Source organism: Kitasatospora sp. NPDC127067 (assembly GCF_042724755.1).
In the GTDB taxonomy this organism is placed as follows: Bacteria; Actinomycetota; Actinomycetes; order Streptomycetales; family Streptomycetaceae; genus Kitasatospora; species Kitasatospora lactacystinica.
The window spans coordinates 16,460-40,215 of the sequence record NZ_JBHXEM010000050.1 but is presented as its reverse complement, the minus strand read 5'-3'; the positions used below and the strand labels follow the sequence as shown (position 1 = coordinate 40,215).

Below are 23,756 nucleotides of genomic sequence, written 5' to 3'. Positions count from 1 at the left end.
CCCCGAAGGCCAGCCGGCCTCAGCGCACCACATCGGGCAGTTCGCGCAGGAACGGACGGTCGGTGGAGGGGAGTTGGGCGGCCGGTCCGCCCGAGCGCAGCACCACGTCGAGGACGGCGTCCGGATCGGCGGCGTAACCACCGCTGGCCCACGCCGCGTTGGCCTCCACCACGGCCCAACGGCCGTCCTCCGTACGCCCGACGTCCACCACGGTGGCACTGGGCAGCGGCGCGCCCGACGCCGACGCGGCCAGCACGTCGGCGGTGAAGGCGAGCACCTCGGCGGTCTCCCCGCCGGGTGCCCCGGCGGTCTCCAGCGGCGCGACGGACAGGTCACCGTCCACGGCGTAGCGCGAGCCGGCCCGCACCGCGCCGTCCAGGACGAACAGCCGGTACTCGACGCCGAACCGAACGACCTCGCTCACCAGCACCGGCGTGTCACCGTCCAGCAGTTCGGGCCCCGGCAGCGTCCCGCCGTCGGGGTGGACCCGGGCGGCGAACAGCTTGTCCACCGGCGGCTTGACGAAGGCCGGGCGGCGCAGCCGGCGCGCCTCGGCCAGGGTGCCGAAGGAGACCCGGCGTCCGGTCAGCGCGAGCGGCAGCCGGGTCAGCCAGTCGGCGGCGGGCTCCAGCAGTCCGAGGCCGAGCTCCCGTCCGACGGCGTCGCCGAACAGCGGTCCGCCGTACACGTGCACCGCCGAGCCGCGCAGCCCGGGCGGCGCCTGCCAGGACGTCGCGGTGCACGCCCGCAGGCCGCGGCGTCCGGCGGCGGTGCGGAGCTGGAGGCCCGTCTCGTTGATGCGCGGGGCGAGCAGCAGGACGGGATCGGCGGTGGTCATGGCGACGATGTTGCCCCCGGTGCGGGGCCCGTCACCACCGGATTTCGGCGGGGAGGAGCGGCCGGGAGCCGGTACCGCCCGGCCGGTCGGCTCCGGCCGAGGGGCGGGTGGGCTCTGGCCGAGGGGCGGGTGGGCATGCCAGAGTCGTGCCGCGTCGTCCGGGGCACCTCCCGAACCGCACCCGCAGTTCCGACCCACCCGCAGTCCGACCCACCCTCAGCCGGAAAGCAGGCCCGCCGATGACCAGCGCAGCGCCCCTCGTCCACGTCAGCACCGCCGACGCCGTCACCACGCTCACCCTCGACTCGCCGCACAACCGCAACGCGCTCTCCACCCGGCTGATGGCCGAGCTGCACGCCGGGCTGGCCTCCGCCGCGGCCGACCCGGAGGTCCGCGCGGTGGTGCTCGGACACACCGGCAAGGTGTTCTGCGCGGGTGCCGACCTCTCCGAGGCGACCGGTGCGGACCCGACGGTCGGCCCGCGCGGCCTGGTCGAGCTCCAGCGGGCGATCGTGGACTGCGCGAAGCCGGTGATCGCCGTCATCGACGGGCACGTCCGGGCCGGCGGGCTCGGTCTGGTCGGCGCGGCCGACCTCGCCGTCGCCGGACCGGCCTCGACCTTCGCCTTCACCGAGGTGCGGCTCGGCCTCGCGCCCGCCGTCATCTCGCTGCCGCTGCGCCCGAAGCTGGAGCCGCGCGCCGCCTCCCGCTACTACCTCACCGGCGAGGTCTTCGACGCCGCCGAGGCCGCCCGGATCGGGCTGATCACCAGCGCCACCGACTCCGCCGAGTCCACCGGCGTGGTGCTGAAGGGCCTGCTGGACGCGCTGCGCCTGGGCTCCCCGCAGGGCCTGGCGGAGTCGAAGCGACTGGCCAACGCCGAGGTGGTGCGCTCCTTCGAGCGGGACTCGGACGAACTGGTGGAGCTGTCGGCGCGGCTCTTCGGCTCGGAGGAGGCGCAGGAGGGGATGCGGTCGTTCCTGGAGAAGCGGCCCGCGCGCTGGGTGCGCTGACGGCGGGGTTCCCCGGGCGACGGGCCCGCTCGCCCGGGGCACCGGCACACGCGGACGCCCGGGGCGCCGCCGCCCCGGGCGTCGCGGCCATCCGCGCGCGGCGGCGTCACGACCAGCGGACCGCCGCCGCGTCGCTCCAGAGACCGAGCAGGTCCTGGTCGCCGATCACCTTGGTCTCCGTGGCCTGCTCGGCGGACAGCCGGTTCCACAGCAGCGGGTAGAGCTCGTGGGCAGGGCCGGTGAGGGTCAGGTCGGCCGGCTCGGAGCTCTCGCCGGTGGTGACGACCGGCGGCTCCTGGGTGATGGTCAGTCGCCAGGAGCCGGCCCCGTCGGTGGCCCGGACCTGGAGGGTGCGCGGCCGGTCGCTGCGCAGCGCGGAGCGGCTGCGGGTCATGAAGCCGCTGACCAGTTCGTCGATGCCGTCCAGGGCGAGGGCGGTGTCCACGACCGGACCGGGCGTCCCGGCGGCGTCGGCGTCATGGCGGTGGATGGAGGTCTCGTGCGCCTGGCGCCGGGCCCAGAACGCCAGCGGGCGGGGCGAGGGCAGGAAGGTCCAGCACTCCAGGTCGGCGGGCGCGGCGGTGAGCACGTCCACCAGGGCGGCGTGGCCCTCGCGGTACCAGTCGAGCAGTGCGGCGTCCGAGGGCATCGGCCCGACGGTGGCCTGCGCGTCCGCCTCGTCCGGCCGGGCCCGCAGGCCCTGGGAGGGAATGGCGGCGGCCCAGCGGTGGACGGAGCCGATGTGCCGCAGCAGGTCCGTCAGCCGCCACTCCGGGCAGGTCGGTACGGGGGCGGACAGCTCGGTGCGGGCTGCGGCCTCGGCGAGCCGGGTGCCTTCGAGGCGCAGCGCGTCGATGTGCTCGGTGATCTCCATGGGACGGAGTCTTCCACCGCGATCGGCCACCGGTCGCGGACTTCGGACATTTCCTCGGACGCCTCCCGGCGATCGGGCGGACCCTACGGGCCGGTAACGTGAGCGCATGCCGATAACCCGTTCCCTCGTCTCAGCCGTCCGGACCGGTGGCCGCCGCGCCGCCGGACGCCTGGTCCACCGGGGCTGGCGCTGGGTGCAGCGGACCGGCGCGGTCACCAACCGCAACCCCGGCCCGTACCGGTTCGGCGAGCTGGGGGACGGCACGACGCTCAGCTTCCCGCTCGGGGCGGTGTTCAACGAGCAGTGGATCACCATCGGGCCGTTCTCGATCATCGGCGAGCGGGTCACCATCAGCGCCGGGTTCCTGCCCGGGCTCGACCTCGGGCCGGAGCCGATCGTGCGGATCGGCGGCGGCTGCGTGATCGGCCGGGACAGCCACATCGTCGGCCACCAGTCGATCGTCATCGGCGACGACGTGTGGACCGGGCCGGGCGTGTACATCAGCGACCAGGCGCACGAGTACCGGGACACCGAGCTGCCGATCGGCAAGCAGTGGCCGCGCAACGAACCGCTGGAGATCGGCGCGGGCAGCTGGATCGGCACCGGTTCGGTGATCCTGCCGGGGGCGCGGATCGGCCGCAACGTGGTGGTCGCGGCGGGGGCCGTGGTGCGCGGCGAGGTGCCCGACCACAGCGTGGTCGCCGGGGCGCCGGCCAAGGTGGTGCGCCGCTGGACCGAGGACGAGGGCTGGCAGCCGCCGCTGCGCCACGACGCTCCGCAGCCGGTGCCGGACGGCGTGACCGCGGAGCAGCTGCGCGCCCTGGTCGGCTGGGACCTGCGACTGCCGGGGGAGTCGGGCTGACGTCGCCCGCGAAGGGGCCGGCGCACTCCTCCGGTGCAGTGCCTTGAACTCGCGAGCGGCCTGAACTACCCCGCGAGGGAAGCCTGTTCGGCGGTGCGGGCGGCGATGGCGGCGGTGATCCGCGGGACGTCGGCGGGGCGCGTCGGATCCAGACCGGTCAGCGCTGCGATCCGGCGCAGCCGGTAGTCGACGGTGTTCGGGTGCAGGTGCAGAGCGCTCGCGGTGTGCCGGCGGTTCAGGTCCCCGGCCAGGTGGGTGCGCAAGGTGATGAGCAACTCCCCGCTGTCGGCCAGCGGTTCGAGTAGTGCGGCGAGCCGGGAGCGGGCCTGACCGGGCCGGGTGAGCTGGTACTCCAGCAGGACGTCGTCCAACCGGTGCAGGCCCGGAGGCCGGCCGAACGCCCGGGCCACGTCCAGGACTTCGTGGGCGAGGGCGGCCGCGCCGGGCACCTCGGCGGGGGCCGCGGAGGCCGCCCCGGCCAGTACCGGGGCGCCGGCCGCGCGGGCCGCCGCGGCGAGGATGGCGGCGAGCAGCGGCCAGGGCGCCTCGTCGGGATCGTCCCCGTCCGGACCGGGTGACGGCCCGAACGGGACGAGCACCAGGCCGCCCGTGGGGGTGAGTGCGGTGAGTGCCGACTGCCGGGTGCGGTGGTCGAGTTCGGCCTCGAACCGGCGGAGCTTGCGGCGGGCGGCGATGCCCGGGTCGACGCCGGGGGAGCGCTCGTCGGGGTGGTCGGCGACGGACAGGCAGAGCACGGCGTACCCCGTGGGCAGCCGGAGCCCGGCGCGGGCGGCGGCCCCGTCGGCGGGGGTGCCCGTGAGGAGCGCGCCGAGCAGGGAGTGCCGGGTGGCGCCGCGCCGGTCGGTGGTCGGGTGCCGGCCGTCGAGGTAGCCCGCCCCGGCGGCGGTGGCGGCCCGGCGGAGCTGGTCGAGCAGCAGCCGGTTGAGAACGATCAGGTCGGCGGCGTCACCGTCCCGGGCGTGCCGGGTCACGAACTCCCAGCAGACCTCCAGGCCGAGGTGGTGGGCGAGCAGTACGGCGTCCAGCGGCAGGCCTTCCTCGGCTCGCCGGGCGGCGGCCTCCCGGACGGCGGTGAACTCCTCGGCGGGGGCGGGGAGCCCGGTCCGTACGGTGTGGGCGAGGGCGCGGATGCGGCGTTCGGTGTCCCGGGTCAGCTCGCCGGTGAGCTGCTCGCGGGGCATCCGGCGGTAGGCCGGCACCCGCTCCACCAGGGCGGCGACCACGGTCTCGGCCAGCTCCCGCGCGCCGCCGATCAGTCGCTGGTCGGCCGGGAGCCCGCCGATCGCCGGGACGCGCCAGTCCGGCGGCCGGTCGGAGGTGTTCGGGGGCGGGCAGTGGGGTGCGTTGTGACCGGTCACAGAGAACACCGTCCAGGTCTGGGGAACGCCCAAGGGCCGGGCCGGAGGGGCGACCGCATGATGGAGCCCTCGGGTTACCTGTTGGTAACAAACTTCCGCCGTGGAGGCAACAGTTGAGAACCCCACTTCTCCGCTTCCCCGCAACTCCCGTGCGCGGCAGGGCCGGTGGCGCGCTGGGCGTCCTGCTGCTGGCGGGGGCGCTGCTGGTCGGGGCGACGGCGTCGCCGGCGGGCGCCGCCACGTCCCCTCCGGTGTCGGCTGCCGCCGCCGTGACCGCCACGCCTGACGGATCCGCCGAACTGCCGCCCGACGGTGACACGGTGGCCTCACCGCCCGGCGCCAACGACTGGACCTGCCGGCCGAGCACCGCGCACCCCGACCCGGTCGTCCTGGTGCACGGCACCTTCGCCAACCGCTACGAGAACTGGCTGGTGCTCTCCCCGCTGCTGAAGAGCCTCGGGTACTGCGTCTTCGCCCTCGACTACGGGACCATCCCCGGCATCACCTCCAGCGGCAGCGGCCTGCTGCTGCCGATCGGCGGCCTCGGGCCGGTCCCGGAGTCGGCGGCCCAACTCGCCCGGTTCGTGGACCTGGTGCGGAACGCGACCGGTGCCGCCAAGGTCGACATCGTCGGGCACTCCCAGGGCGGCATGATGCCGAACTACTACCTCAAGTTCCTCGGCGGCGCCTCCAAGGTCGGCAGGATGGTCGGGCTGGCGCCGTCCAACCACGGCACGACGCTCGACGGGATCACCAACCTGGTGCCGTACTTCCCGGGCGTCGCGGACCTGATCTTCACGGTCTGCCGGGCCTGCCGGGACCAGGCGGTGGGTTCCGACTTCAACAAGGTGATGGCCTCCCGGCCGGACACCGTGCCGGGAGTGAGCTACACCGTGGTCTCGACGGTCCTCGACGAGGTCGTCACCCCGTGGCGGACCCAGTTCCTGAGCGGCCCGGGCGTCGACAACGAGGTGGTGCAGGGGCACTGCCCGGTCTCGCTGGTGGAACACGTCGGGATCGCGTTCTCGCCGACGGCGCTGCACCTGGTGACCAACGCCCTGGACCCGGCGCACGCCACGCCGGTGTTCTGCGGGTGAGTCCGACGGCGTGCCGGTGACGGCGCTCCTGCCTCCGGGTGTTCCGGGCGGCGGGAGCGCCGTTCCGTGCGCGGGTGCGCGGGTGCGCGGGTGCGCGGGTGCGCGGGTGCGCGGGTACGGCGGCTGCGGGCGTGTCGGCCCGTCCGCCCGCCGGCCTGCCCGCTGTCAGGGGGTGGTGCGGAAGCCGACGACGGCGGTGGTGCCGCTCGGGTGCAGCGCGTACGTGCCCGGGGCATGGAGCAACGCGGCGTCGTAGCGGGTGAGTTCGACGCCGTCGACGGAGGCCGTGCCGGCGAGGCAGACCAGGAGGCCGGTGCCTCCGACCGGGACGTCGACCGCGGAGGCCGTGGTGGCCAGCTCCACCGTGGCCTCGACCCGTCCGCGGCGCGTCATCACATTGAAGTCCACCACCGGGCCGGCCAGCAGGCGGCAGTCGGTGGTGGCGTCGCCGGAGAAGGCGAACGGCCGGAACGGCGCGTCGACCAGCCGCTCGGCGCCGTCGACGGTGAGTGCCATGCCGGAGCCCTCGACCAGGGTGATCACCCGGTCGATCCTGGGAAACGGGGAGAACGGCCCGGCCGAGGCGACGTCCGCGAGGCTGACCCGCCAGTCGAAAGCGTCCAGCCCGGCTCCGGCGGGGAACCCGGCGACCTCCCTGGTCACGCCGCCGCCGTTGAGCCACGCCGTCGCCGGGCGCTCGCTCGCCCGCAGTACCTGGAAGCCTTCGCTGCTCGTCATGGCCCCGCATCCTGTCACATGGCGGACGGCGGACAGCGGGCAGCGGATGACGGATGACAGATTTCATCATCTGTCATCTGTCATCTGTCATCTGTCATCCGTCGGCTGTCGGTTGTCACCTGTCGGCTGTCACCCGCCGCCCGACCGACAGTGGCAGGAGCGCCGCCACCGTGGCCGCGAGCGTCACGGTGGTGAGGGCCAGTGGCAGCCCGGCGGCGTCGGCGAGGAAGCCGATCACCACCGGGCCGATCAGCATCCCTCCGTAGCCGAGCGAGGAGGCGAACGCGACGCCCTGCGGCCCACCGGCCTCGCCGGCCCGGGCGATGGCGAGCGGGAAGAGGTTGGCCAGGCCGAGGCCGACCAGGACGAACCCGCAGATCGCGACCGGCACCACCGGTGCCAGGGCGGCGATCAGCATGCCGACGGCCGCCGTCAGCCCACCGAGCAGCATCAGCCGGTTCTGGCCGAGCCTGATGGACAGCCAGGTACCGCTGACGCGCCCGCCGGCCATCGCGAACGCGTACGCGCCGTAGCCGGTGGCGGCCACCACGGAGCTCGCACGGACGTCGTCGGTGAGGTGGAGGGTGGCCCAGTCGGCGACCGCGCCCTCGCCGTACGCGGTGCAGAGCGCGGTGAGGCCGAGCAGCAGGACGAGCAGCCGGGTGCGGGCGCGGGCCGAGCCGGCATCCGCCGTCGCGGTGCCGGACGACTCCGCGGCACGGCCCGCACGGCCCGAACGATTCGGTGCGACGGCTGCCGCCGCCGGGCTGCGCAGCAGGACGATTCCCGCGCCGACCGTGACGGCCATGCCCAGTGCGGCGCTGAGGGCGAGCGCCCACGCGGTGCTCAGCGGGCCGGCGAGGAGTCCGCTGACCCCGGTGCCGGCCAGCCCGCCGAAGCTGTACCCGGCGTGGAAGCTGGGCATCACGGGCCGCCGCAGCTGCGCGACCAGGTCGACGGCGGCGCTGTTCATCGCGACGTTGGCCCCGCCGTACCCCGCGCCGAACAGCAGCAGCGCCCCGCCGAGCGCGGTGACCGAGTGGGTGTGGGCGGGCAGCAGGACGGCGAGGCTGAGCAGGGCGAGCGAGCCGACGGTGACCGGGCGCGAGCCGTACCGCAGGCAGAGCCGGCCGATCATCGGCATGGTGAGGACGGCGCCGACGGAGAGGCAGAGCAGGGCGAGCCCGAGGGCGCTGTGCGAGGCGTCGACCTGCCTGCGGATGTCGGGGATGCGGACGACCCAGGCGGCGAAGAGGAAGCCGTCGATGGCGAAGAACGCGGTGAGGGCGACACGTGCGGCCCCCCAGGGGCTGTCGGCCGCCGGGGGTGTGCTGCGAGACTGGGAGGAGGGATGATGGTTCGGGCGCGCGAGTGGACCGATTTTGTTTCGAAGCGACACAAAGTCACAATAGGGGCGTGCAGCTCTCACCATCAAGCCCGAGGCCCGGTACCGGAACCGACTCCGACGCGCAGCGCGACAGTCACCGCCGCGCCGCGCCCGACCGGGGCCGGACGCTGCTGGGTCCTGCGCTTTCCCTGATCCACACCGGCCAGACGCCGACCCGTTCGGCGCTCACCCGGGCACTGGACGTCACCCGGGCCACGGCCGGCGCGGTCACCGCCGAACTGGAGGCGCTCGGCCTGATCACCGTCGACTCGCGCCCGGCGGGCGGCGGCCGCGGCCGCCCCTCGCACCGGCTCGCGATCGACCCGCAGGGCCCGGTCGTGGTCGCCGGGCAGATCCACGCCGACGGACTGAGCGTCACTCTGGCCGGCCTCGGCGGACTGCTCGACCCGCCCGTCCATCTGCCGCTGCCCGCCGCCACCGACCCGGTCCGGATGCTGCGCGCCGTCGCCGTGGCGGGCGCCGAGCTGGCCCGCGCGACCGACCGTCGCTGTCTGGGTGCCGCCCTCGCGCTGCCCAACCCGGTCACCGAGCCGGACGGTGCCGCCCTCGCCGCGCTGCACTTCGCCTGGCCCAGCGGCACCCCGGTCGCCGACCTGTACGACGTCGAGGTCGGACGCGCCGACCACGGTCCCAGGGCGATGCGCCCGCTGCCCACCGCGATCGCCAACGACGCCAACCTGGCCGCGCTCGCCGAGTACCGGCACGGTGCCGGCCGAGGCGCCCGCCACCTGCTCTTCGTCACGTCCGGCCACCGCGGCGTCGGTGGTGCGCTGGTCATCGACGGCCACCTGCACACCGGCAGCGCCGGCCTGGCACTGGAGGTCGGCCACCTCACCGTCGACCCGCAGGGCCGACCGTGCAAGTGCGGCAACCGGGGTTGCCTCAACTCCGAGACCGACCCCGACGCACTGTTCGCCGCCGCCGGACTCACCCCGGAGCCGGGGCGCCCGCTGCTCGACCAGGCGCGCGAGCTGTGCCGGGCGGCCGCGACGGACGACCGGGCGCGGGCGGCGGTGGAGCACGTCATCGACCGGCTCGGGCTCGGCCTGGCGGGCGTCGCCAACATCCTCAACCCCGACCGGGTGGTCCTCAGCGGGCTGCACCTCCACCTGCTGGACGCCGCGCCCGACCGGCTGCGGTCGGTGGTCGCCGAGCGCAGCCTGTGGGGGCGCAGCGGCCGGGTGCCGATCGTCGGCGCGGAGCTGGCGCACGGCGCGCTCGCGGGCGCGGCCGAGCTGGGCTGGGGGCCGTACCTGGCGGATCCGCAGTCGGTGCCGGTTCTGCCCTGACGGCGATTGAGGGCAATAGAGGGCAAAAGAGGGCGATCGGGGGCGACAGGGCGATCAAGGCGATAAGCGGAAGCTGGGACTGCGAAAACGGTCACTTATCGTGACTCTCATACACTCGTAGTGAGCAGTGGGGGGTCACTACGAGGGAGACAGCGACCATGAGCACCCAGCGCGGCACCCACCCCCGCATCGAGCCCGGCATCGAGCCGACCGTCGACGTCGACCGCTCCGACCCGGAGTACCGCGCCTGGCTCAAGGAGGCGGTGCGCAAGGTCCAGGCCGACGCCAACCGCTCCGCCGACACCCACCTGCTGCGCTTCCCGCTGCCCGCTCAGTGGGGGATCGACCTCTACCTCAAGGACGAGTCCACCCACCCGACCGGCTCGCTCAAGCACCGCCTGGCCCGCTCGCTCTTCCTCTACGGGCTCTGCAACGGCTGGATCCGGCCCGGCAAGCCGGTGATCGAGGCCTCCAGTGGCTCCACCGCCGTCTCCGAGGCCTACTTCGCCCAGCTCATCGGCGTGCCGTTCATCGCCGTGATGGCCAAGAGCACCAGCCAGGCCAAGATCGACCTGATCCAGTTCCATGGCGGTGAGTGTCACCTGGTCGAGCGCTCGGACGAGGTGTACGAGGCCTCCGCCCGGCTCGCCGAGGAGACCGGCGGGCACTACATGGACCAGTTCACCTATGCCGAGCGGGCCACCGACTGGCGCGGAAACAACAACATCGCCGAGTCGGTCTTCGCCCAGCTGCGCCTGGAGCCGCACCCCGAGCCGGCCTGGATCGTGGCCACCGCCGGTACCGGCGGCACCTCGGCGACCATCGCCCGGTTCGTCCACTACATGCAGTACGACACCCGGATCTGCGTCGCGGACCCGGAGAACTCCTGCTTCTTCGACGGCTGGGTGCACCACGACCCGGACGCCGTCTGCGAGAGCGGCTCGCGGATCGAGGGCATCGGACGGCCGCGGATGGAGCCGAGCTTCGTCCCGGGGGCGATCGACCGGATGATGAGGGTGCCGGACGCCGCGTCGATCGCCGCCGTACGGGTGCTGGAGCGGGTGCTCGGCAAGAAGGCGGGTGCCTCCACCGGGACGGGCCTGTGGAGTGCGCTGCGGATCGTCGCCGAGATGCGCGCGGACGGGCGGACGGGCAGCGTGGTCGGCCTGATCTGCGACCCGGGGGACCGCTACCTGGACAAGTACTACTCCGACGACTGGCTGGCGGGCGAGCGGATCGACATCGCGCCGTACCGGGCGGCGCTGGAGTCCTTCCTCGCGGGCGGTGCCTGGGTGGGCTGAGCCCGGCGGGCGGACAGTCGAGGGCCGACGGATGACAACTGTCAGCTGACAGATTTCATCATCTGTTATCTGACATCTGTTGTCTGTCGCCTGTTCGCCCTCGCCTGTTCGCCCTCGGCCGTCAACCCGAGACCCGAGGCCGTCACCGCCGGATGACCGCCCGGCCGCCCGCGAGGTCGATCCCCGTACGCTTCGGTGCGCCGTCGTGCTCGTCGTCCCGCAGTACCAGTTCGACCCGCCGCTGCTCCAGCTGCACCCGCTTGCCCGGGTAGAGCAGCGCGTGCAGTTCCTCCGTGGCGGTCGCACCCGCACCGCGTCCGCCGCCCGCTTCCGCCGTCGGGCGGGCGCGCATCCGCCGCACCACCGCGCCCAGGAAGAACACCACGACCAGTCCGGCCGGCAGCAGCAACCCGCCCGCCGCGCCCGTCAGCAGCACACCCATGTCTGCCTCAACGGCCCGGTACGGCCGACGAGTTCCCCTGCCGCGACGCTGCCAGCCTGCTCCCTGCTCCCTGCCCCAGCCGCCGCCGCTACGGCAGCGGCGCCGTCGGCAGGTCGGCCGGGACGAGCAGCTGGAGTTCCTCCGTGGACGGGTTCGCGAGGTGGGCGATCCGCACCGCGTGCCGCTCGACCATGGTCTCGAAGACCTGCCGTGCGGTGCGCCCGTTGCCGAAGTTGGGCCCGCGCTCCAGCCCGCCGAAGTGTTCCAGCAGCGACTTCTCCGTGTCCTCGGAGAGCGCGTACTCGTGCTCGGCGCACTGCGCCCTGGCGATCTCCAGCAGTTCGTCCGCCGTGTAGTCGGGGAAGCCGATGGTGCGGGAGAAGCGGGAGGAGACACCGGGGTTGGCGGAGAGGAAACGCTCCATCTCGGCGGTGTAGCCCGCCACGATGACGACCACCTCGTCCCGGTGGTCCTCCATCAGCTTGACCAGGGTGTCGATCGCCTCGCGCCCGAAGTCCCGTGCCCCGTCCTCGGGTGCGAGCGCGTACGCCTCGTCGATGAAGAGCACCCCGCCGCGTGCCCGGTCGAAGGCGGCCGCGGTGCGGATCGCGGTGGAGCCGATGTGCTCGCCGACCAGGTCCACTCGGGCCACCTCGACCAGGTGCCCGCGCTGGAGCACCCCGAGCGAGGCGAGGATCTCGCCGTAGAGCCGGGCGACGGTGGTCTTGCCGGTGCCCGGTGCCCCGGTGAAGACCAGGTGCCGGCGCAGCGAGGGCGCCTTGAGTCCGGCCTGGCGGCGGCGACGGCCGACCGAGATCAGGTCGATCAGCGTGCGCACCTCCTGCTTGACCGTGGCCAGTCCGACCAGGGAGTCCAGCTCGGCGAGCGCTTCCTCGGCCGGCCGGCAGTCCGGGATCGGCGAGATGGTCGCCGAGCCGCCCGCCGGCGGTGCCAACACTGGTGCCACCGAGGCCAGTTGGGCCGTGCGCGGCGCCGGTACGTCGGGGGGTCCGAAGGACGAGCCCAGCCCCGGCCCGCGCCCGGACGCCGGTCCGGACCCGCGCCCCGGTCCCGCACCGCCACCGGGGGTGGCGGGGGCGGCCGGCGCCGGAGCGGCCGCGACATCGTCCGAGATGCACCCCTCCGTGACCGGTCCCGGTTCGGAGAACTCGAACCCGGTCCGCTGGTTGTGCTCCGCCCGGCACCGGATGAGCTGGGTCCGGCAGCCGTCGATGATGTGGAAGCCGAAGCCCTTGCCCTGGGAGACCCGGCAGTCCTCGAAGGTGCCCCGCCCCTGCGCCGAGACGTACACCCCGGCGTCCGTGCTGGCCCGTACGGTGCAGTCGCGCACCACCGGGTCGGCGCCCTTGGTGACGATCACGCCGGTGGCCACGTCGGAGATCTCGCAGTCGGTGAGGAGTCCGCCGCTGCCGTGGTCGCGGAACCAGAGCCCGGTGCCCGCCTCCTGCACCCGGCAGGAGGCGAGGGAGACGGTGGCTCCGCCGCTGACCGAGACCGCCGAACTGCGGATCCGGCTGAACGAGCAGCCCTCGGCGGTGGCGGCGGAGTCCCGGTCGAGGACGAACAGGGCGTCCGGCAGGTCGTGCAGCGAGCAGTCGGTGAGGGTCAGCCGGGCGCCGTCGCTGACCCACAGCGCCGGGTACTCGCCGGTCGAGCTGTGGATCTGGCAGGACTCGGCGACGGCCTCGGTGCCCTGGTCCCAGACCGAGAGCGCCCCGCGCCCGAAGTCCCGGACGGTGCTGTTCGCGAGGCTCAGTCGGGCGCGTCCGCGCAGGTCGGCGCCGTTCTCCGGCAGGTCGTGCACCCGACAGCCGGTGAGCACCAGCTCGGCCTCGCCGTCCAGGGTCAGGCCGTTGCCGGTGACCCGGTGGATCTCGCAGTCGATCAGCCGCCCGCCCGCCTGCGCCTCGGCCTGCACGCCGCTGCCGCGGATCTCGTAGATCTCGCAGCCGGTCAGCTCGGCCGCGCTGCCGGGGTCGGAGAGCAGGACGCCGGCGCCGGAGGCGTGGTGGACGCGGCAGCGGTCCAGGGCCGCGGTGGCGCCGCCGAGGACCGCCAGTCCGGCCTGGCCGGCGGCGGCGACCTCGCAGTCCTCGAAGGCGGCGGCGGTGTCCGCGCCGCGCAGGCGGAGCCCGAGCCCGCCCGGGTTGGTGACCACGCAGCCGCGCAGGGTCGGCCGGGCGCCGTCGGTGATCTCGATCCCGGTGGCCGAGCGGGTCTCGATCCGGCAGCCGCTGAAGGAGGGTGTCGCCTCCGGCCCGGTGACCAGGACGGCGGGGGTGGAGCTGTCGCCGCCCTCGACGACCAGGTCGCGTACGGTTGCGGCGGCGGTCACGGTGAGCGCCACGCCGGAGGGCGGGTCGATCCGGACCGTCCCCGGGCCCTGGGCCGGGACGAGCGTCACGGGCTTGTCCAGGAGCACGTTCTCCCGGAAGGTGCCCGGACGAACGGTCACGGTGTCGCCGGGTTCGGCGGCGGCGAGGGCCTCCGCGAGCGTGTCGTACTCTCCCGCGCGGCGACGCCAGCGGGATGCGCTGTCCTGGGTGACTCGGACCCTGTGCTCAGCCATGACGGTCTGTCGTCCCCACCTTCGTCGAGCCGGCGATCAACGGGCCGTACGCGCGGGGGTGCGCGGGCCGTCCGCCCACCGTAGCGCGCCCACGTGGGTGGTCCGGCCGCCCGCGGTCGCGCGGACACCGGTAGCGTTCAGCGCCGCCACAGGTTCCGACCACTTGTTTCAACGAGCGCGCACAGAGGTGGTTCCGCTCGGGTCGGCTCGCGAAGTCGCACGGGAGGTTGGGACGGGAGGTCGGAACGGTGGCCGACGCGGGCGTTCGGCACGGGCGGTCGGCACGGCCCGCCCCGCGGAATCCCGGTGCCGCCTACCCGCCTGCCCGCCCACGCGCTCAGCGCCCGTCGGCAGGCCAGTGCGCCCCGTCCTCCAGCACCTCGACCTCGTCGCCCAGCCGCAGCGTGCCGAGCGCGTCGCCCTCGACGCCGGCCGGCCGCTCGGGGATCAGGTTCTGCCCGAACGCGGCCTTGCGCAGCAGCCGGTGGTGCCGGGCCAGGGTGCGCAGCGGTTCCTTGCCGCGCCGCTCGCCGGTCTCCTGGTCGGTGGTGGTGATCACGCAGCGGCCGCAGGGCTTGACCACCTTGAAGGTGACCGAGCCGATCCGGATCCTGCTCCAGGTGTCCTCGGCCCACGGTTCGGCGCCGCCGACCACCACGTTCGGGCGGAAACGTTCCATCGGCAGGGTCTCGTGGCCGTCGGGGTTCTCGGTGGCGATCAGCTCGTTGAGCCGGTCCAGGGAGGCGGTGGTGGTGAGCAGCAGCGGGAAGCCGTCGGCCATCGAGACCTTGTCGTCGGGCCGGCCGTACTCCGGGTCGACCGGCCGGGCGCGCGGGTCGTCCAGGTGCACCAGGCGGTAGTCGCCGAGGTGCTCGGCGATCCACTGGTGCGTCTCCTTGTCGGCCTCGGCGGCGTGGAAGCGGGTGCCCCAGACCTCGACGTCGGCGAGCGGGTCGCCGGCCGCGACGGCGGGGGCGGTGACCTCGATCCGGGAGCCGTCCGGGGCGGTCAGGCCGAGGGCGCCTTCGGGCAGCAGTTCGGCGCGGACCTGTCCGAGGGCCGCGTTCTCGCGCTGGCTGACGAACCGTCCGGTCGCGTCGGCGAGCATCCAGCGGCGGTCTCCGGCCAGGCCCCACGGTTGGACCACTGCGGTGTCCGGGCTCAGGCGGTACATCGACTTGACGGGGTAGACGTGGAGTCCGGTGAGCTGCATTCCCCCATCCTGCCAGCCGGTCCCGGCCCGCAGGGAGGGACCCCGGATGCGCACGGACCGCCCGGACGCCGTGGGGGCGTGCCGGGCGGTCCGTGGATGACCCGTTTCTCCGTTCGCCCGGCGCACGGGGCGCCGGGTGGTGCTCAGGTGGTGCGGGTTCGGGCCGTGTGGGGGACGGCCTCGGGGCGGCAGTGGCTCAGTAGCCCTGGCCCTGCGGCTGGTAGCCGCCCTGGAACTGGCCGGGCTCGCCGTACGGGCCCGGGCGCTGCGGCTGCATCGGGCGGACCGGCGCGACCGGCGCCATGGCCGGGCGCAGCTGGGCGCCGCCGAAGGACTGGTCGCCGCCCTGACCCTGGAGGCCGGGGCCGCCGGCGCCCGGCCCGCCGAAGGACTGCGGGCCGCCGAAGCTCTGCGGACCGGCGGGCTGGCCCTGGCCGAAACCGCCCTGGCCGCCGGGCTGCTGCGCGCCGAAGGTCTGCTGGCCGCCCTGGGCGCCGATGAAGGTGTTCTGGCCGCCGAAGCTCTGGCCGCCGGTCGGCTGGTAACCGCCGCCGGTGGCCTGGGCGAAGGCGGGGGCGCCGGGCTGCGGTCGCTGGTACGGCTGGGGGGCGCCGTAGCCGGGGACCGGCGGCTGGGGAGCGGCGTACGCCGGCGCGGGCTGCGCGGGGATGTACGCCGTGGCGGGGCCGGCGGAGGGACCGCTGCTCGGGCCGGGGCCCAGGGCGAGGCGGGCGGGCGGCAGCGCGGGGAGGTTGCTGCCGGCGTTCTCGTACCCGTTGCCGTAGCGGTTCTCGTAGGACTGGCCGGGGCCGGATCCGTAACCGGACGACAGTGCCGGCGGCAGGGCGGCCGGCACGTTGATGGGCGCGATCTGGGGGACGCCGCGCTCAGCCACGAGGCTGTCGTAGATCGGCGTGCCGGAGGAGAAGGACGGAGAGGGGTAGCCGACTCCGTCGTAGGAGCGGGGCGAGGTCATGGGCCATACGGTAAGCCCACAACGCGCCTGCTGAGGAGAGCGGGAGGGGGAGCAGTTCGAGTGTTTACACAGTCTTCGCTCGCACAAAGGTTTCGAAAGTAGGAAAGACGGACATTCCGGCGTCCGGTTCCGGACAACCTTGGCGCCCCGTCAGTGGTCGAACGGTCGCCGGACGGAGTCGCCGGAAGGCCTTGTGGTGACCGGCCGGTAGACGGTCGGGGGCCCTGCGGAGAAACTTTTTCCGGACGGGGCGTACGCGGGCGCATTCGAGCCCCCGCCGTGGGGGCGGCGGAGGCTCGTGAATGTTTCGGGAATAAAATTCCCGTCAGTTCTCCGGGCGTTCGATTCAGGCCTGCGACCTGCCCGTGACCTGCGCCGTTGGCCCGTGACCTGCGTCGGCGGCCAGGGGCCGCCCGGGTTCCGACCCAGTGCCGGACGGGTGCCGGCCCGGTCCCGGCGGTCAGTGCGACTGCAGCGCCTGGGCCTGCGCGGGCAGGGCCGGCTTGCCGACCTCGGAGGTGCAGAAGGAGCACCGGGTCGCGGCGGCCGGGATCGGGCTCAGGCACTCCGGGCAGTCCACCTTCGAGGCCGGCGCGGGCTTGGCCGATTCGAAGCGTGCCTGGAGCTTGCCGACCGGCAGCACCACGGCGAAGTAGATGACGGCCGCGGTCAGCACGAAGCCGATGACCGCGTTGACGAAGAGGCCGTACGGGAACCGGGTGCCGGCCACGTCGAAGGTCTTCTGGGTGAAGTCGCCGACGGCACCGGACGCGACGCCGACCAGCGGAGTGAGGAAGGCGCTGACGAACCCGGTGACGACCGCGGTGAAGGCCGCGCCGATCACGATGCCGACCGCGAGGTCCACCACGTTTCCGCGCAGCAGGAAGCTGCGGAATCCCTTGAACACCGGGTGACTCCAAATCCGTACGAGGAAGGGGGAGATGGGGCGGCACGGCGGGTGCCGCCCCCGGCCGCACATCCTGCCGAGCGGCCCGGGTCGAGGTCCAACCGCGTTCACCCGAATCGGGTAACCGCCGCGGGGCCCGGCCCCGACCGGCCGGGCGGGGTGGGGGCGCTCCGCGTACCGGCCTTTCGGCGGTCGAGCACCCGGCTCAACCGCGCTGTGCGAAAGCGCATGTGACACCGGCACACGCCGACCCGGGACGGCGCCGACCCGGCGCGACGGGGTGAACCGGAGCGCGGCAGGGGGCGAGGCGGGGCGCACAGTGGTCGCATCCGGCGCACGACGGCGGCCCCGTGGCGCACATCGGGTGTACAAGTGCGGGCGGATGGGCCACCATCAGGTTGCGCGAAGGGGATGTACCGGACGGAGCACTGTGCCAAGGTCGGTCCATGCCCGACCATTTGTCGGCCGATCCGGCCGGAAACCGTCCGCGTGTCCTGCATCTGATCAGCGACTCACGCCGTGGCGGCGCACAGAACTTCGCCCGTGACCTCCACCGGGAACTGGGCCGTCGGGGGCAGTCCTCCGCGCTGTGCGCCCTCGCCCCGCATCCGGCCGTCCACCCCGGCCCCGTCGAGTCGAGGCGGGACTGTGCGGATCCGGGTCCCGACTCCGGCTCCGGGGACGGGGGTTCCGATTCCGCGGGCCGGGCTCCCGATTCCACCGACCGGGGCCCCGACTCCGCCGACCGGGCCTCCGTGGACTGCTCCGCCGCCTCCGGGTTGCGCTCCGCCGCCGTGCTGGGCCCCGGCCGGTTGCACCCGAGCACCCTGCGGGCGCTGCGCGCCGCCTCGCGCGCCGCCGACGTGGTGCTCGCCCACGGCTCGGACACCCTGGCCGCCTGCGCCCTCGCCCTGGCCGGGACCCGTACGCCCTTCGTCTACGTCTCGGTCGGCCACCCGCGCTACTGGACCGCCAACCGGCTGCGCCGGGTGCGCGGCGGCGCGCTGATGCACCGCGCGGCCGCCGTCACCACCCTCACCGACGAGGCGCGCGTCGTTCTGGAGGAGCAGTTCCGGCTGCCCGAGGGCAAGGTCCACGTGATCCCCAACTCCCGTGCCGCGGAGAGCTATCCGCCAGCCGACGGCCGGGACGACCGGAGGGCCGCGCGGCACGCGCTGGGCCTGCCGGCCGACGTGCTGCTGGTCGCCTGGATCGGGGCGATAGCTCCCGAGAAGCGGCTCGACCTCGCCCTCGACGTGCTCGACCGGCTGCCCGACGTCCGGCTCGCCGTCGCCGGGGACGGGCCGCTGCGCGAGGCGCTGGCCCGCCACCCGGCCGCCGCCCGCGCCCACTTCCTCGGCCCGCTGTCCGACCCGGCCCCGCTCTACCGCGCCGCCGACGCGCTGCTGCTGACCAGTGACAGCGAGGGCGTGCCCGGCGCGCTGATCGAGGCGGCGCTGGCCGGGGTGCCCGCTGTGGCCACTGACGTCGGCTGGGTGCGCGAGGTGGTCCGGGACGGTGCGACCGGCGCGGTGGTCGCCCCCGGGGACCCGCTCGCCCTCGCCGAGGCGCTGGGCAAGGTGCTGGCGGTCAACCGGGCGGGCCTGGGCGCGGCGGCCCGGGCGCACGCGCTGGAGCACTTCGAGCTGGGTGCCGTCGTGGACGCCTGGCAGCACCTGGTCGCCGAGGTGTGGACGGCGGGCCCGGAGGCCGCCGGCTGACCCGCCGCGCACCCCGGTCCCGCGGGCCCGCCGAGCACGTCGGTTCTGTTGGCCCTGTCGGGTGGTCCGTCCCGTCAACGGGCGCGGGCCCGGGTGCGCCGATCGAGCGAATCCGGCCCTGCCTGCGCCGCAGCAACCGGCCGGTAGCGAACCGTCGCCAGCACACTGCCCGGTGTGAACTCGAAGTCGCTGCTGCGGTCCACCGTCCTGCTCGCCGTCGCCGTCGGGATTGCCGCGTCCCCCGTCCAGGCCGGCGCGATGTCCCACCAATCCCCTGCCGAGGGCGCCAAGTTCGTCGAACTCGACCACCTGCAACCGGTGCGCGTGAGCGCCCGGACCGAGGCGGTCGAATTCTTCTGGTACGACTGCGGCCACTCCCAGGCGCTCGAACAGCCTTTGCAGGCCTGGGCGGAGAAGCACCGCGCCGATGTCGTGCTGCGCCGCGTCCCGGCCGTCTGGCCCGGCAGCCAGGACGAGGCCGTGCAACGCGGCCACGCCCGGCTGTACTACGCGCTGGACCGGCTCGGCCTGGTCGGCCGCCTCCAGACCAGCGTGTTCCGAGCCGTGCACAACGAGGGGCTCGACCTCACCACCGAGGCCACCGCCACCGACTGGGCCGTGCGCAACGGAGTCGACGCCCAGGCGTTCGGCCGGGCCTACCGCTCGGCCGCGGTGAGCCGGTCGGTCGACGAGGCCGCCGCCGCCTTCACCCGCTACGGCATCAACGAGCTGCCGACGGTTGTCGTCCAGGGCGAGTACCGTACCTCGCCGACCCAGGCCGGCGGGGTCGAGGCGATGCCCGAGGTGCTCGACCACCTGGTGCAGCAGGAGCGGCAGCACCGCCACTGAGCCGGGCCTCCCGGCCACGTCGGTGACATCGGATCAGCTCGCACATGTGCCTTGTCCGGCAAGCGGTTTGCCGGACAAGGACCTTGCCTAACCGTTCATATGCTGTTTAATGGTTAGCATGAGCGAGCTGACGATCCCGCACGTCCACCACCGCCACGTCGACGTCGACGGCCTGCGCGTCTTCTACCGCGAAACCGGCCCGGCAGACGCGCCCGTGCTCCTGCTGCTGCACGGCTTCCCGTCGTCCTCCCACCAGTACGCCCGGCTGCTCGACGCGCTCGGCACCCGCTACCGCCTGATAGCCCCCGACTACCCCGGGTTCGGCCACAGCGACAGCCCCGCGCCCGGCACCTTCACGTACCGCTTCGACAGCCTCGCCGAGGTGATCGAGGGGTTCTGCCTCGCCCTCGGCCTGGACCGCTTCGCGCTGTACGTCTTCGACTTCGGCGCCCCCGTCGGCCTGCGCCTGGCCACCCGGCACCCGGAGTGGATCACCGGCCTGGTGATCCAGAACGGCAACGCCTACGAGGAGGGACTCTCCGACCAGGCGCGGGAGTTCATCGCCAACAAGCGCGGCGTGCCGGGTGCCGAGCAGGCCGCCCGCTCGATCCTCACCCTGGACGTCACCCGCGACCAGTACGAGGGCGGCACAGGCGACCCGAGCCTGATCGCCCCCGACGGCTGGACGCTCGACCAGCACTTCCTCGACCTGCCCGGCCGCAAGGACATCCAGGTCGAACTCGCCCTCGACTACTTCTCCAACGTCGATCTCTACCCCGCCTGGCAGGCCTGGCTGCGCGCCGACCAGCCGCCCGCTCTGGTGCTCTGGGGCCTGGGCGACCCGTTCTTCACCGAAGCCGGCGCCCGCGCCTACCTGCGCGACCTGCCCCGGGCCGAGCTGCACCTGTTCGACACCGGGCACTTCGCCCTGGAGGAGAAGCTGCCCGAAATCGCCCCGCTGATCGACGACTTCCTCGCGCGGATCCCGAAGTAGCCGATCGCCCGGGCGGCGGGAACCCGGCCGCTCCGAACGCTCCAACGGGGCCGGAGGCTTCCGCGGCTTCGGCCGTCGTGGTCGTTCCGGTCACCTCAGTCGCGTCAGTCGTCAGTCGCGGCGCAGCAGGTACGTGACGAAGCCGAGCGTCCCCCGGTAGCCGTGCAGCCACTCGGTGCGGTGCCGGTCCGCGGCCTCGCGGGCGGCCGCCGCGCCCGGGTGGTCGGGGTGATCCAGCGCCCACTCGGCCAGCGAGCCCGTCCAGGAGAACTCGTAGTCGTCCCACTCCTGTTCGGAGCTGACGTGACCGAACACCGGCGTCCAGCCGTCCGCGAGGACCCGGCCGGTGGTCGTCGCCAGATCCGCGAAGTCCTCCCGGGCGGCGCCCAGCCCGTCCAGCGCCGGCTGCGACGGCTCGCACTGCCAGAACCCTTCGCCGACCAGCAACCGGCCGCCCGGGGCCAGGAGTTCGCGGGCCGCGGCGAGCGTCGGCAGCAGACCGCCGAACGCGTGGGTGGCGCCGACGCACAGCACCAGGTCGAACGGCTCCCTCGCGGTGAACTCCCGTACGTCCAAGTGGTGCAGGCCGATCCGGCGAACCACACCGAGCGCGGTCGCGGTCTCCCGGGCCCGGGTCAGCGCGGCCGCGTCCAGATCCACGCCCACCGCCCGCCAGCCCGGACGGGCGGCCAGCGTCCGGAGCAGCCAGGTGCCCTCACCACAGCCCAGGTCCAGGGCCCGGCCCCGCTCCGTCCCGGCCGTGGCGCGGTCCAGCAACCGGGCCACCGACTCGTCCGCCAGCGGGGCCGCGACCGGGTGGCGGGCATGGGCGAGGCGGGAGATCTGCTGACGGTCCATCCGAGCAGTATGGAACGGGTCGGCCCACCGCGCAGCGGGTTCGGCACGGGGGACTTCTCAGGCCCGGGAGTACGTCCGGCCCTTCCACGCGGCGCCCCGGCCGCGCCAGTGCCGCACCGCCGAGTCCACCGTCATCAGCAGGTACAGCCCCGCGGTGAACGGCAACAGCAGCACGGCCGCGGCCGGCTGCCCGTAGTACCGGACCATCGGCAGGTACGTGCCCGCCATCAGCGCCCACGCCGCCCCACCCGCGGCCGCCAGCGGCGGCACCCCGCCCACCAGCCCGGCCACCGTCGCCACCGGCGGCACCAGATAGACCAGCGCCAGCCCCAGCACCGTCCCGAGCAGCAGCACGGGCGAGTGCCTGAGCTGGGCGTAGGCGCTGCGCGAGACCATCCGCCACAGCTGCTCCAGCCGCGGGTACGGGCGCACGCTGTCCACGTCGTCGGCCAGGCCCAGCCAGGTCCGGCCGCCGGCGGACTTCACCGCCCGGGCCAGCGACACGTCGTCGATCACCGCGCCCCGGATCGCCGCCACCCCGCCCGCCCGCTCCAGCGCCTCGCGCCGCACCAGCGAGCAGCCGCCGGCCGCGGCCGCCGTCCGGGCACCGGGACGGTTGCTCCGGCGGAACGGGTACAGCTGGGCGAAGAAGTACACGAAGGCCGGCACGATCAGCCGCTCCCAGCCGGTCTCCACCCGCAGCCGGGCCATCTGCGACACCAGGTCCAGCCCGTTGCTCTCGGCGGCGGCCACCAGCTCGGCCAGCGAATCCGGGCCGTGCGCGATGTCGGCGTCCGTCAGCAGCAGGTACTCGACGTCCGGCCCGGCCAGCGCCACGCCGTGCCGCAGCGCCCACAGCTTGCCGGTCCAGCCCGGCGGCAACGGGGGAGGGGTGGTGACGGTCAGCTCCAGCCCGTCGATCGTCCGCAGCTCCGCCGCCAGGGCACCGGTGCCGTCCGAACTGTGGTCGTCCACCAGGAACACCCGGGCCCGCCCCGGATACTTCTGCGCGAGCAGCGTCGGCAGGCTCGCCGGGAGCACCGGGGCCTCGTCCCGGGCCGGCACCACGACCGCCACCTGCGGCCAGCGGACCGGTGGGCGACGAGGCGGCAGCCGTACGTCCGTGCGCCAGAACGAACCGTGGCAGCACGCCAGCCAGAGCCAGACCAGCAGGGAGAACGCGGCGATCCACAGCAGGACGGTCACCCCGGCAGTCTGCCGCAGAACCGGGCCGGACGGGCGCATCGACTAAAGTCTTGACCCGTGAAGATCGCACTGATGGACTCCGGAATCGGCCTGCTGGCCGCCGCCGCCGCCCTTCGGAAGCTGCGCCCGGACGTGGATCTGGTGCTCTCTTCCAACCCGGCCTCGATGCCGTGGGGGCCGCGTACGCCGGAAGAGGTAACGGAGCTGGCCCTCGGCTGCTGCCGGGCCGCCGCCGCGCTCGAACCCGACGCGCTGGTGATCGCCTGCAACACCGCCTCCGTGCACGCGCTCGCCACCCTGCGGGCCGAGCTGGAGCCCGGGCTTCCGGTGATCGGCACCGTCCCGGCGATCAAGCCCGCCGCCGCGCAGGGCGGCCGGGTCGCCATCTGGGCCACCCCGGCCACCACCGGCAGCGAATACCAGCGCGGGCTGATCCGCGACTTCGGCGGTTCGGCGGACGTCACCGAGGTCGCCTGCCCGGGCCTCGCGGACGCGGTCGAGCACGGCGACGACGAGGCCATCACCGCCGCCATCGCCGACGCCGCCGCCCGGACGCCGGTCGGGACCGACGTCATCGTGCTCGGCTGCACCCACTACGAACTCGTCGACGACCGCATCCGCGCCGCCGTCGCCCCGACCGCCTCGCCGGGGCTCACCCTGCACGGCTCCGCCGACGCCGTGGCCGCCCAGGCCCTCCGCCGCGTCGCCGACCCCACCCGGACGGGCGGCGGCACCCTCACCGTCCTCCACGCCGGCACCCCCGCCAACCTCCCCCCGGTCGCCGCCCTCTACCCCCAGGGCAACGCCCTCGCCACCCTCATCGGCTGACCCCGGACGGCCGGGCGACCGACCGACGCAGCGCGCGCAGGAAGTCGATCCGGTCGACTTCCCGCTCCGCGCTCGGGGCGCCACGGCTCCGCCGCCCCGAGGCTTGCTGATCGCCCACCCGAGCGCGCCTGGTGCGTGAGAAGTCGACCGGGCCGACTTCTCACGCGGCGTTCGCTTGGGTGGGCTTCACCTCTCCCGGCGTGGCCGGCCGCAGGCCGCAGGACTTTGGTGCGTGGACCTGCCGTGCGCGGGAAGTCGACCGGGCCGACTTCCTGCGCTGTGCTGCGCCGCGCTGGGGTGGCCGTTGCTCCGCTGCCCGGCGGCTTGCGGGCTTCTGATCGCCAGTCCAGGCCCTCCCGGTGCGGGGGAAGTC

At 74.3% G+C, this 23,756-nt stretch carries 21 protein-coding genes; 9 read left to right on the top strand and 12 right to left on the bottom strand.

What is annotated here, in order from left to right; all coding sequences use genetic code 11:
* Positions 1–19: 19 nt before the first annotated feature.
* Positions 20–838 (bottom strand): ATP-grasp domain-containing protein, encoded by an 819-nt coding sequence (locus tag ACFWJ4_RS20965; RefSeq protein WP_380545933.1) that lies wholly within the window; start codon positions 836–838, stop codon positions 20–22.
* Positions 839–1,077: 239 nt separating this feature from the next.
* On the opposite strand from ACFWJ4_RS20965, the gene ACFWJ4_RS20960 reads away from it, so the two are divergent.
* Positions 1,078–1,851, top strand: a complete 774-nt coding sequence (locus ACFWJ4_RS20960) for an enoyl-CoA hydratase family protein (protein ID WP_380353113.1) — start codon at positions 1,078–1,080, stop codon at positions 1,849–1,851.
* Positions 1,852–1,957: 106 nt separating this feature from the next.
* Here the strand turns inward: ACFWJ4_RS20960 and ACFWJ4_RS20955 are convergent, their stop codons facing one another.
* Positions 1,958–2,725, bottom strand: coding sequence for a maleylpyruvate isomerase family mycothiol-dependent enzyme (locus ACFWJ4_RS20955; protein ID WP_380545931.1), 768 nt, complete (start codon positions 2,723–2,725; stop codon positions 1,958–1,960).
* 106 nt (positions 2,726–2,831) lie between these two features.
* On the opposite strand from ACFWJ4_RS20955, the gene ACFWJ4_RS20950 reads away from it, so the two are divergent.
* Complete coding sequence (locus ACFWJ4_RS20950; protein WP_380545929.1) at positions 2,832–3,587, top strand: acyltransferase; 756 nt, start codon at positions 2,832–2,834, stop codon at positions 3,585–3,587.
* 65 nt (positions 3,588–3,652) lie between these two features.
* Here ACFWJ4_RS20950 and ACFWJ4_RS20945 read toward each other — a convergent pair whose 3' ends face one another.
* Positions 3,653–4,966, bottom strand: a complete 1,314-nt coding sequence (locus tag ACFWJ4_RS20945; protein WP_380545927.1) for a PucR family transcriptional regulator — start codon at positions 4,964–4,966, stop codon at positions 3,653–3,655.
* A gap of 113 nt (positions 4,967–5,079) precedes the next feature.
* Here ACFWJ4_RS20945 and ACFWJ4_RS20940 point away from each other — a divergent pair, with 113 nt between their 5' ends.
* Positions 5,080–6,063, top strand: coding sequence for an esterase/lipase family protein (locus ACFWJ4_RS20940; protein ID WP_380545925.1), 984 nt, complete (start codon positions 5,080–5,082; stop codon positions 6,061–6,063).
* A 165-nt stretch (positions 6,064–6,228) separates the two neighbouring features.
* Here ACFWJ4_RS20940 and ACFWJ4_RS20935 read toward each other — a convergent pair whose 3' ends face one another.
* Both ACFWJ4_RS20935 and ACFWJ4_RS20930 read right to left on the bottom strand, forming a co-directional pair.
* Positions 6,229–6,801 (bottom strand): HutD family protein, encoded by a 573-nt coding sequence (locus ACFWJ4_RS20935; RefSeq protein WP_380545923.1) that lies wholly within the window; start codon positions 6,799–6,801, stop codon positions 6,229–6,231.
* A 115-nt stretch (positions 6,802–6,916) separates the two neighbouring features.
* On the bottom strand, positions 6,917–8,200 hold the full coding sequence (locus ACFWJ4_RS20930; RefSeq protein WP_380545921.1) for an MFS transporter: 1,284 nt from the start codon (positions 8,198–8,200) through the stop codon (positions 6,917–6,919).
* A 17-nt stretch (positions 8,201–8,217) separates the two neighbouring features.
* Here ACFWJ4_RS20930 and ACFWJ4_RS20925 point away from each other — a divergent pair, with 17 nt between their 5' ends.
* Positions 8,218–9,498: an ROK family protein gene (locus ACFWJ4_RS20925; protein WP_380353122.1), complete on the top strand. Its 1,281-nt coding sequence runs from the start codon at positions 8,218–8,220 to the stop codon at positions 9,496–9,498.
* Between the two features lie 158 nt (positions 9,499–9,656).
* Complete coding sequence (locus ACFWJ4_RS20920) at positions 9,657–10,799, top strand: PLP-dependent cysteine synthase family protein (RefSeq protein ID WP_380545919.1); 1,143 nt, start codon at positions 9,657–9,659, stop codon at positions 10,797–10,799.
* A gap of 142 nt (positions 10,800–10,941) precedes the next feature.
* On the opposite strand, the gene ACFWJ4_RS20915 is transcribed toward ACFWJ4_RS20920, so the two are convergent.
* The 5 genes from ACFWJ4_RS20915 to mscL all read right to left on the bottom strand — a co-directional run bounded on the left by ACFWJ4_RS20915 (position 10,942) and on the right by mscL (position 16,927).
* A complete protein-coding gene (locus tag ACFWJ4_RS20915) occupies positions 10,942–11,241 on the bottom strand; it encodes a DUF6191 domain-containing protein (protein WP_380545917.1) in 300 nt (99 codons plus the stop codon).
* An 88-nt stretch (positions 11,242–11,329) separates the two neighbouring features.
* On the bottom strand, positions 11,330–13,831 hold the full coding sequence (locus ACFWJ4_RS20910) for a right-handed parallel beta-helix repeat-containing protein (protein WP_380545915.1): 2,502 nt from the start codon (positions 13,829–13,831) through the stop codon (positions 11,330–11,332).
* Between the two features lie 337 nt (positions 13,832–14,168).
* Positions 14,169–15,044, bottom strand: a complete 876-nt coding sequence (locus ACFWJ4_RS20905) for an MOSC domain-containing protein (RefSeq protein WP_380545913.1) — start codon at positions 15,042–15,044, stop codon at positions 14,169–14,171.
* Between the two features lie 196 nt (positions 15,045–15,240).
* Positions 15,241–16,020: a DUF6643 family protein gene (locus tag ACFWJ4_RS20900; protein WP_380545911.1), complete on the bottom strand. Its 780-nt coding sequence runs from the start codon at positions 16,018–16,020 to the stop codon at positions 15,241–15,243.
* A gap of 460 nt (positions 16,021–16,480) precedes the next feature.
* Positions 16,481–16,927 carry a large conductance mechanosensitive channel protein MscL gene (gene mscL / locus ACFWJ4_RS20895; RefSeq protein WP_380353130.1) on the bottom strand — a complete coding sequence of 149 codons (447 nt, stop codon included), beginning with the start codon at positions 16,925–16,927 and terminating at the stop codon, positions 16,481–16,483.
* Between the two features lie 446 nt (positions 16,928–17,373).
* On the opposite strand from mscL, the gene ACFWJ4_RS20890 reads away from it, so the two are divergent.
* The 3 genes from ACFWJ4_RS20890 to ACFWJ4_RS20880 all read left to right on the top strand — a co-directional run bounded on the left by ACFWJ4_RS20890 (position 17,374) and on the right by ACFWJ4_RS20880 (position 20,491).
* Positions 17,374–18,648, top strand: a complete 1,275-nt coding sequence (locus ACFWJ4_RS20890) for a glycosyltransferase family 4 protein (protein WP_380545909.1) — start codon at positions 17,374–17,376, stop codon at positions 18,646–18,648.
* Between the two features lie 174 nt (positions 18,649–18,822).
* Complete coding sequence (locus tag ACFWJ4_RS20885) at positions 18,823–19,497, top strand: thiol:disulfide interchange protein DsbA/DsbL (RefSeq protein WP_380545907.1); 675 nt, start codon at positions 18,823–18,825, stop codon at positions 19,495–19,497.
* A 118-nt stretch (positions 19,498–19,615) separates the two neighbouring features.
* On the top strand, positions 19,616–20,491 hold the full coding sequence (locus ACFWJ4_RS20880) for an alpha/beta fold hydrolase (RefSeq protein WP_380545905.1): 876 nt from the start codon (positions 19,616–19,618) through the stop codon (positions 20,489–20,491).
* Positions 20,492–20,602: 111 nt separating this feature from the next.
* On the opposite strand, the gene ACFWJ4_RS20875 is transcribed toward ACFWJ4_RS20880, so the two are convergent.
* Together ACFWJ4_RS20875 and ACFWJ4_RS20870 are read right to left on the bottom strand one after the other, a co-directional pair.
* Positions 20,603–21,349, bottom strand: coding sequence for an SAM-dependent methyltransferase (locus ACFWJ4_RS20875; RefSeq protein WP_380545903.1), 747 nt, complete (start codon positions 21,347–21,349; stop codon positions 20,603–20,605).
* A gap of 57 nt (positions 21,350–21,406) precedes the next feature.
* Complete coding sequence (locus ACFWJ4_RS20870) at positions 21,407–22,594, bottom strand: glycosyltransferase (protein WP_380545901.1); 1,188 nt, start codon at positions 22,592–22,594, stop codon at positions 21,407–21,409.
* Positions 22,595–22,612: 18 nt separating this feature from the next.
* Between ACFWJ4_RS20870 and ACFWJ4_RS20865 the strand changes: the two genes are divergently transcribed.
* Positions 22,613–23,383, top strand: a complete 771-nt coding sequence (locus tag ACFWJ4_RS20865) for a glutamate racemase (protein ID WP_380545899.1) — start codon at positions 22,613–22,615, stop codon at positions 23,381–23,383.
* The last annotated feature ends 373 nt before the right edge of the window (positions 23,384–23,756 follow it).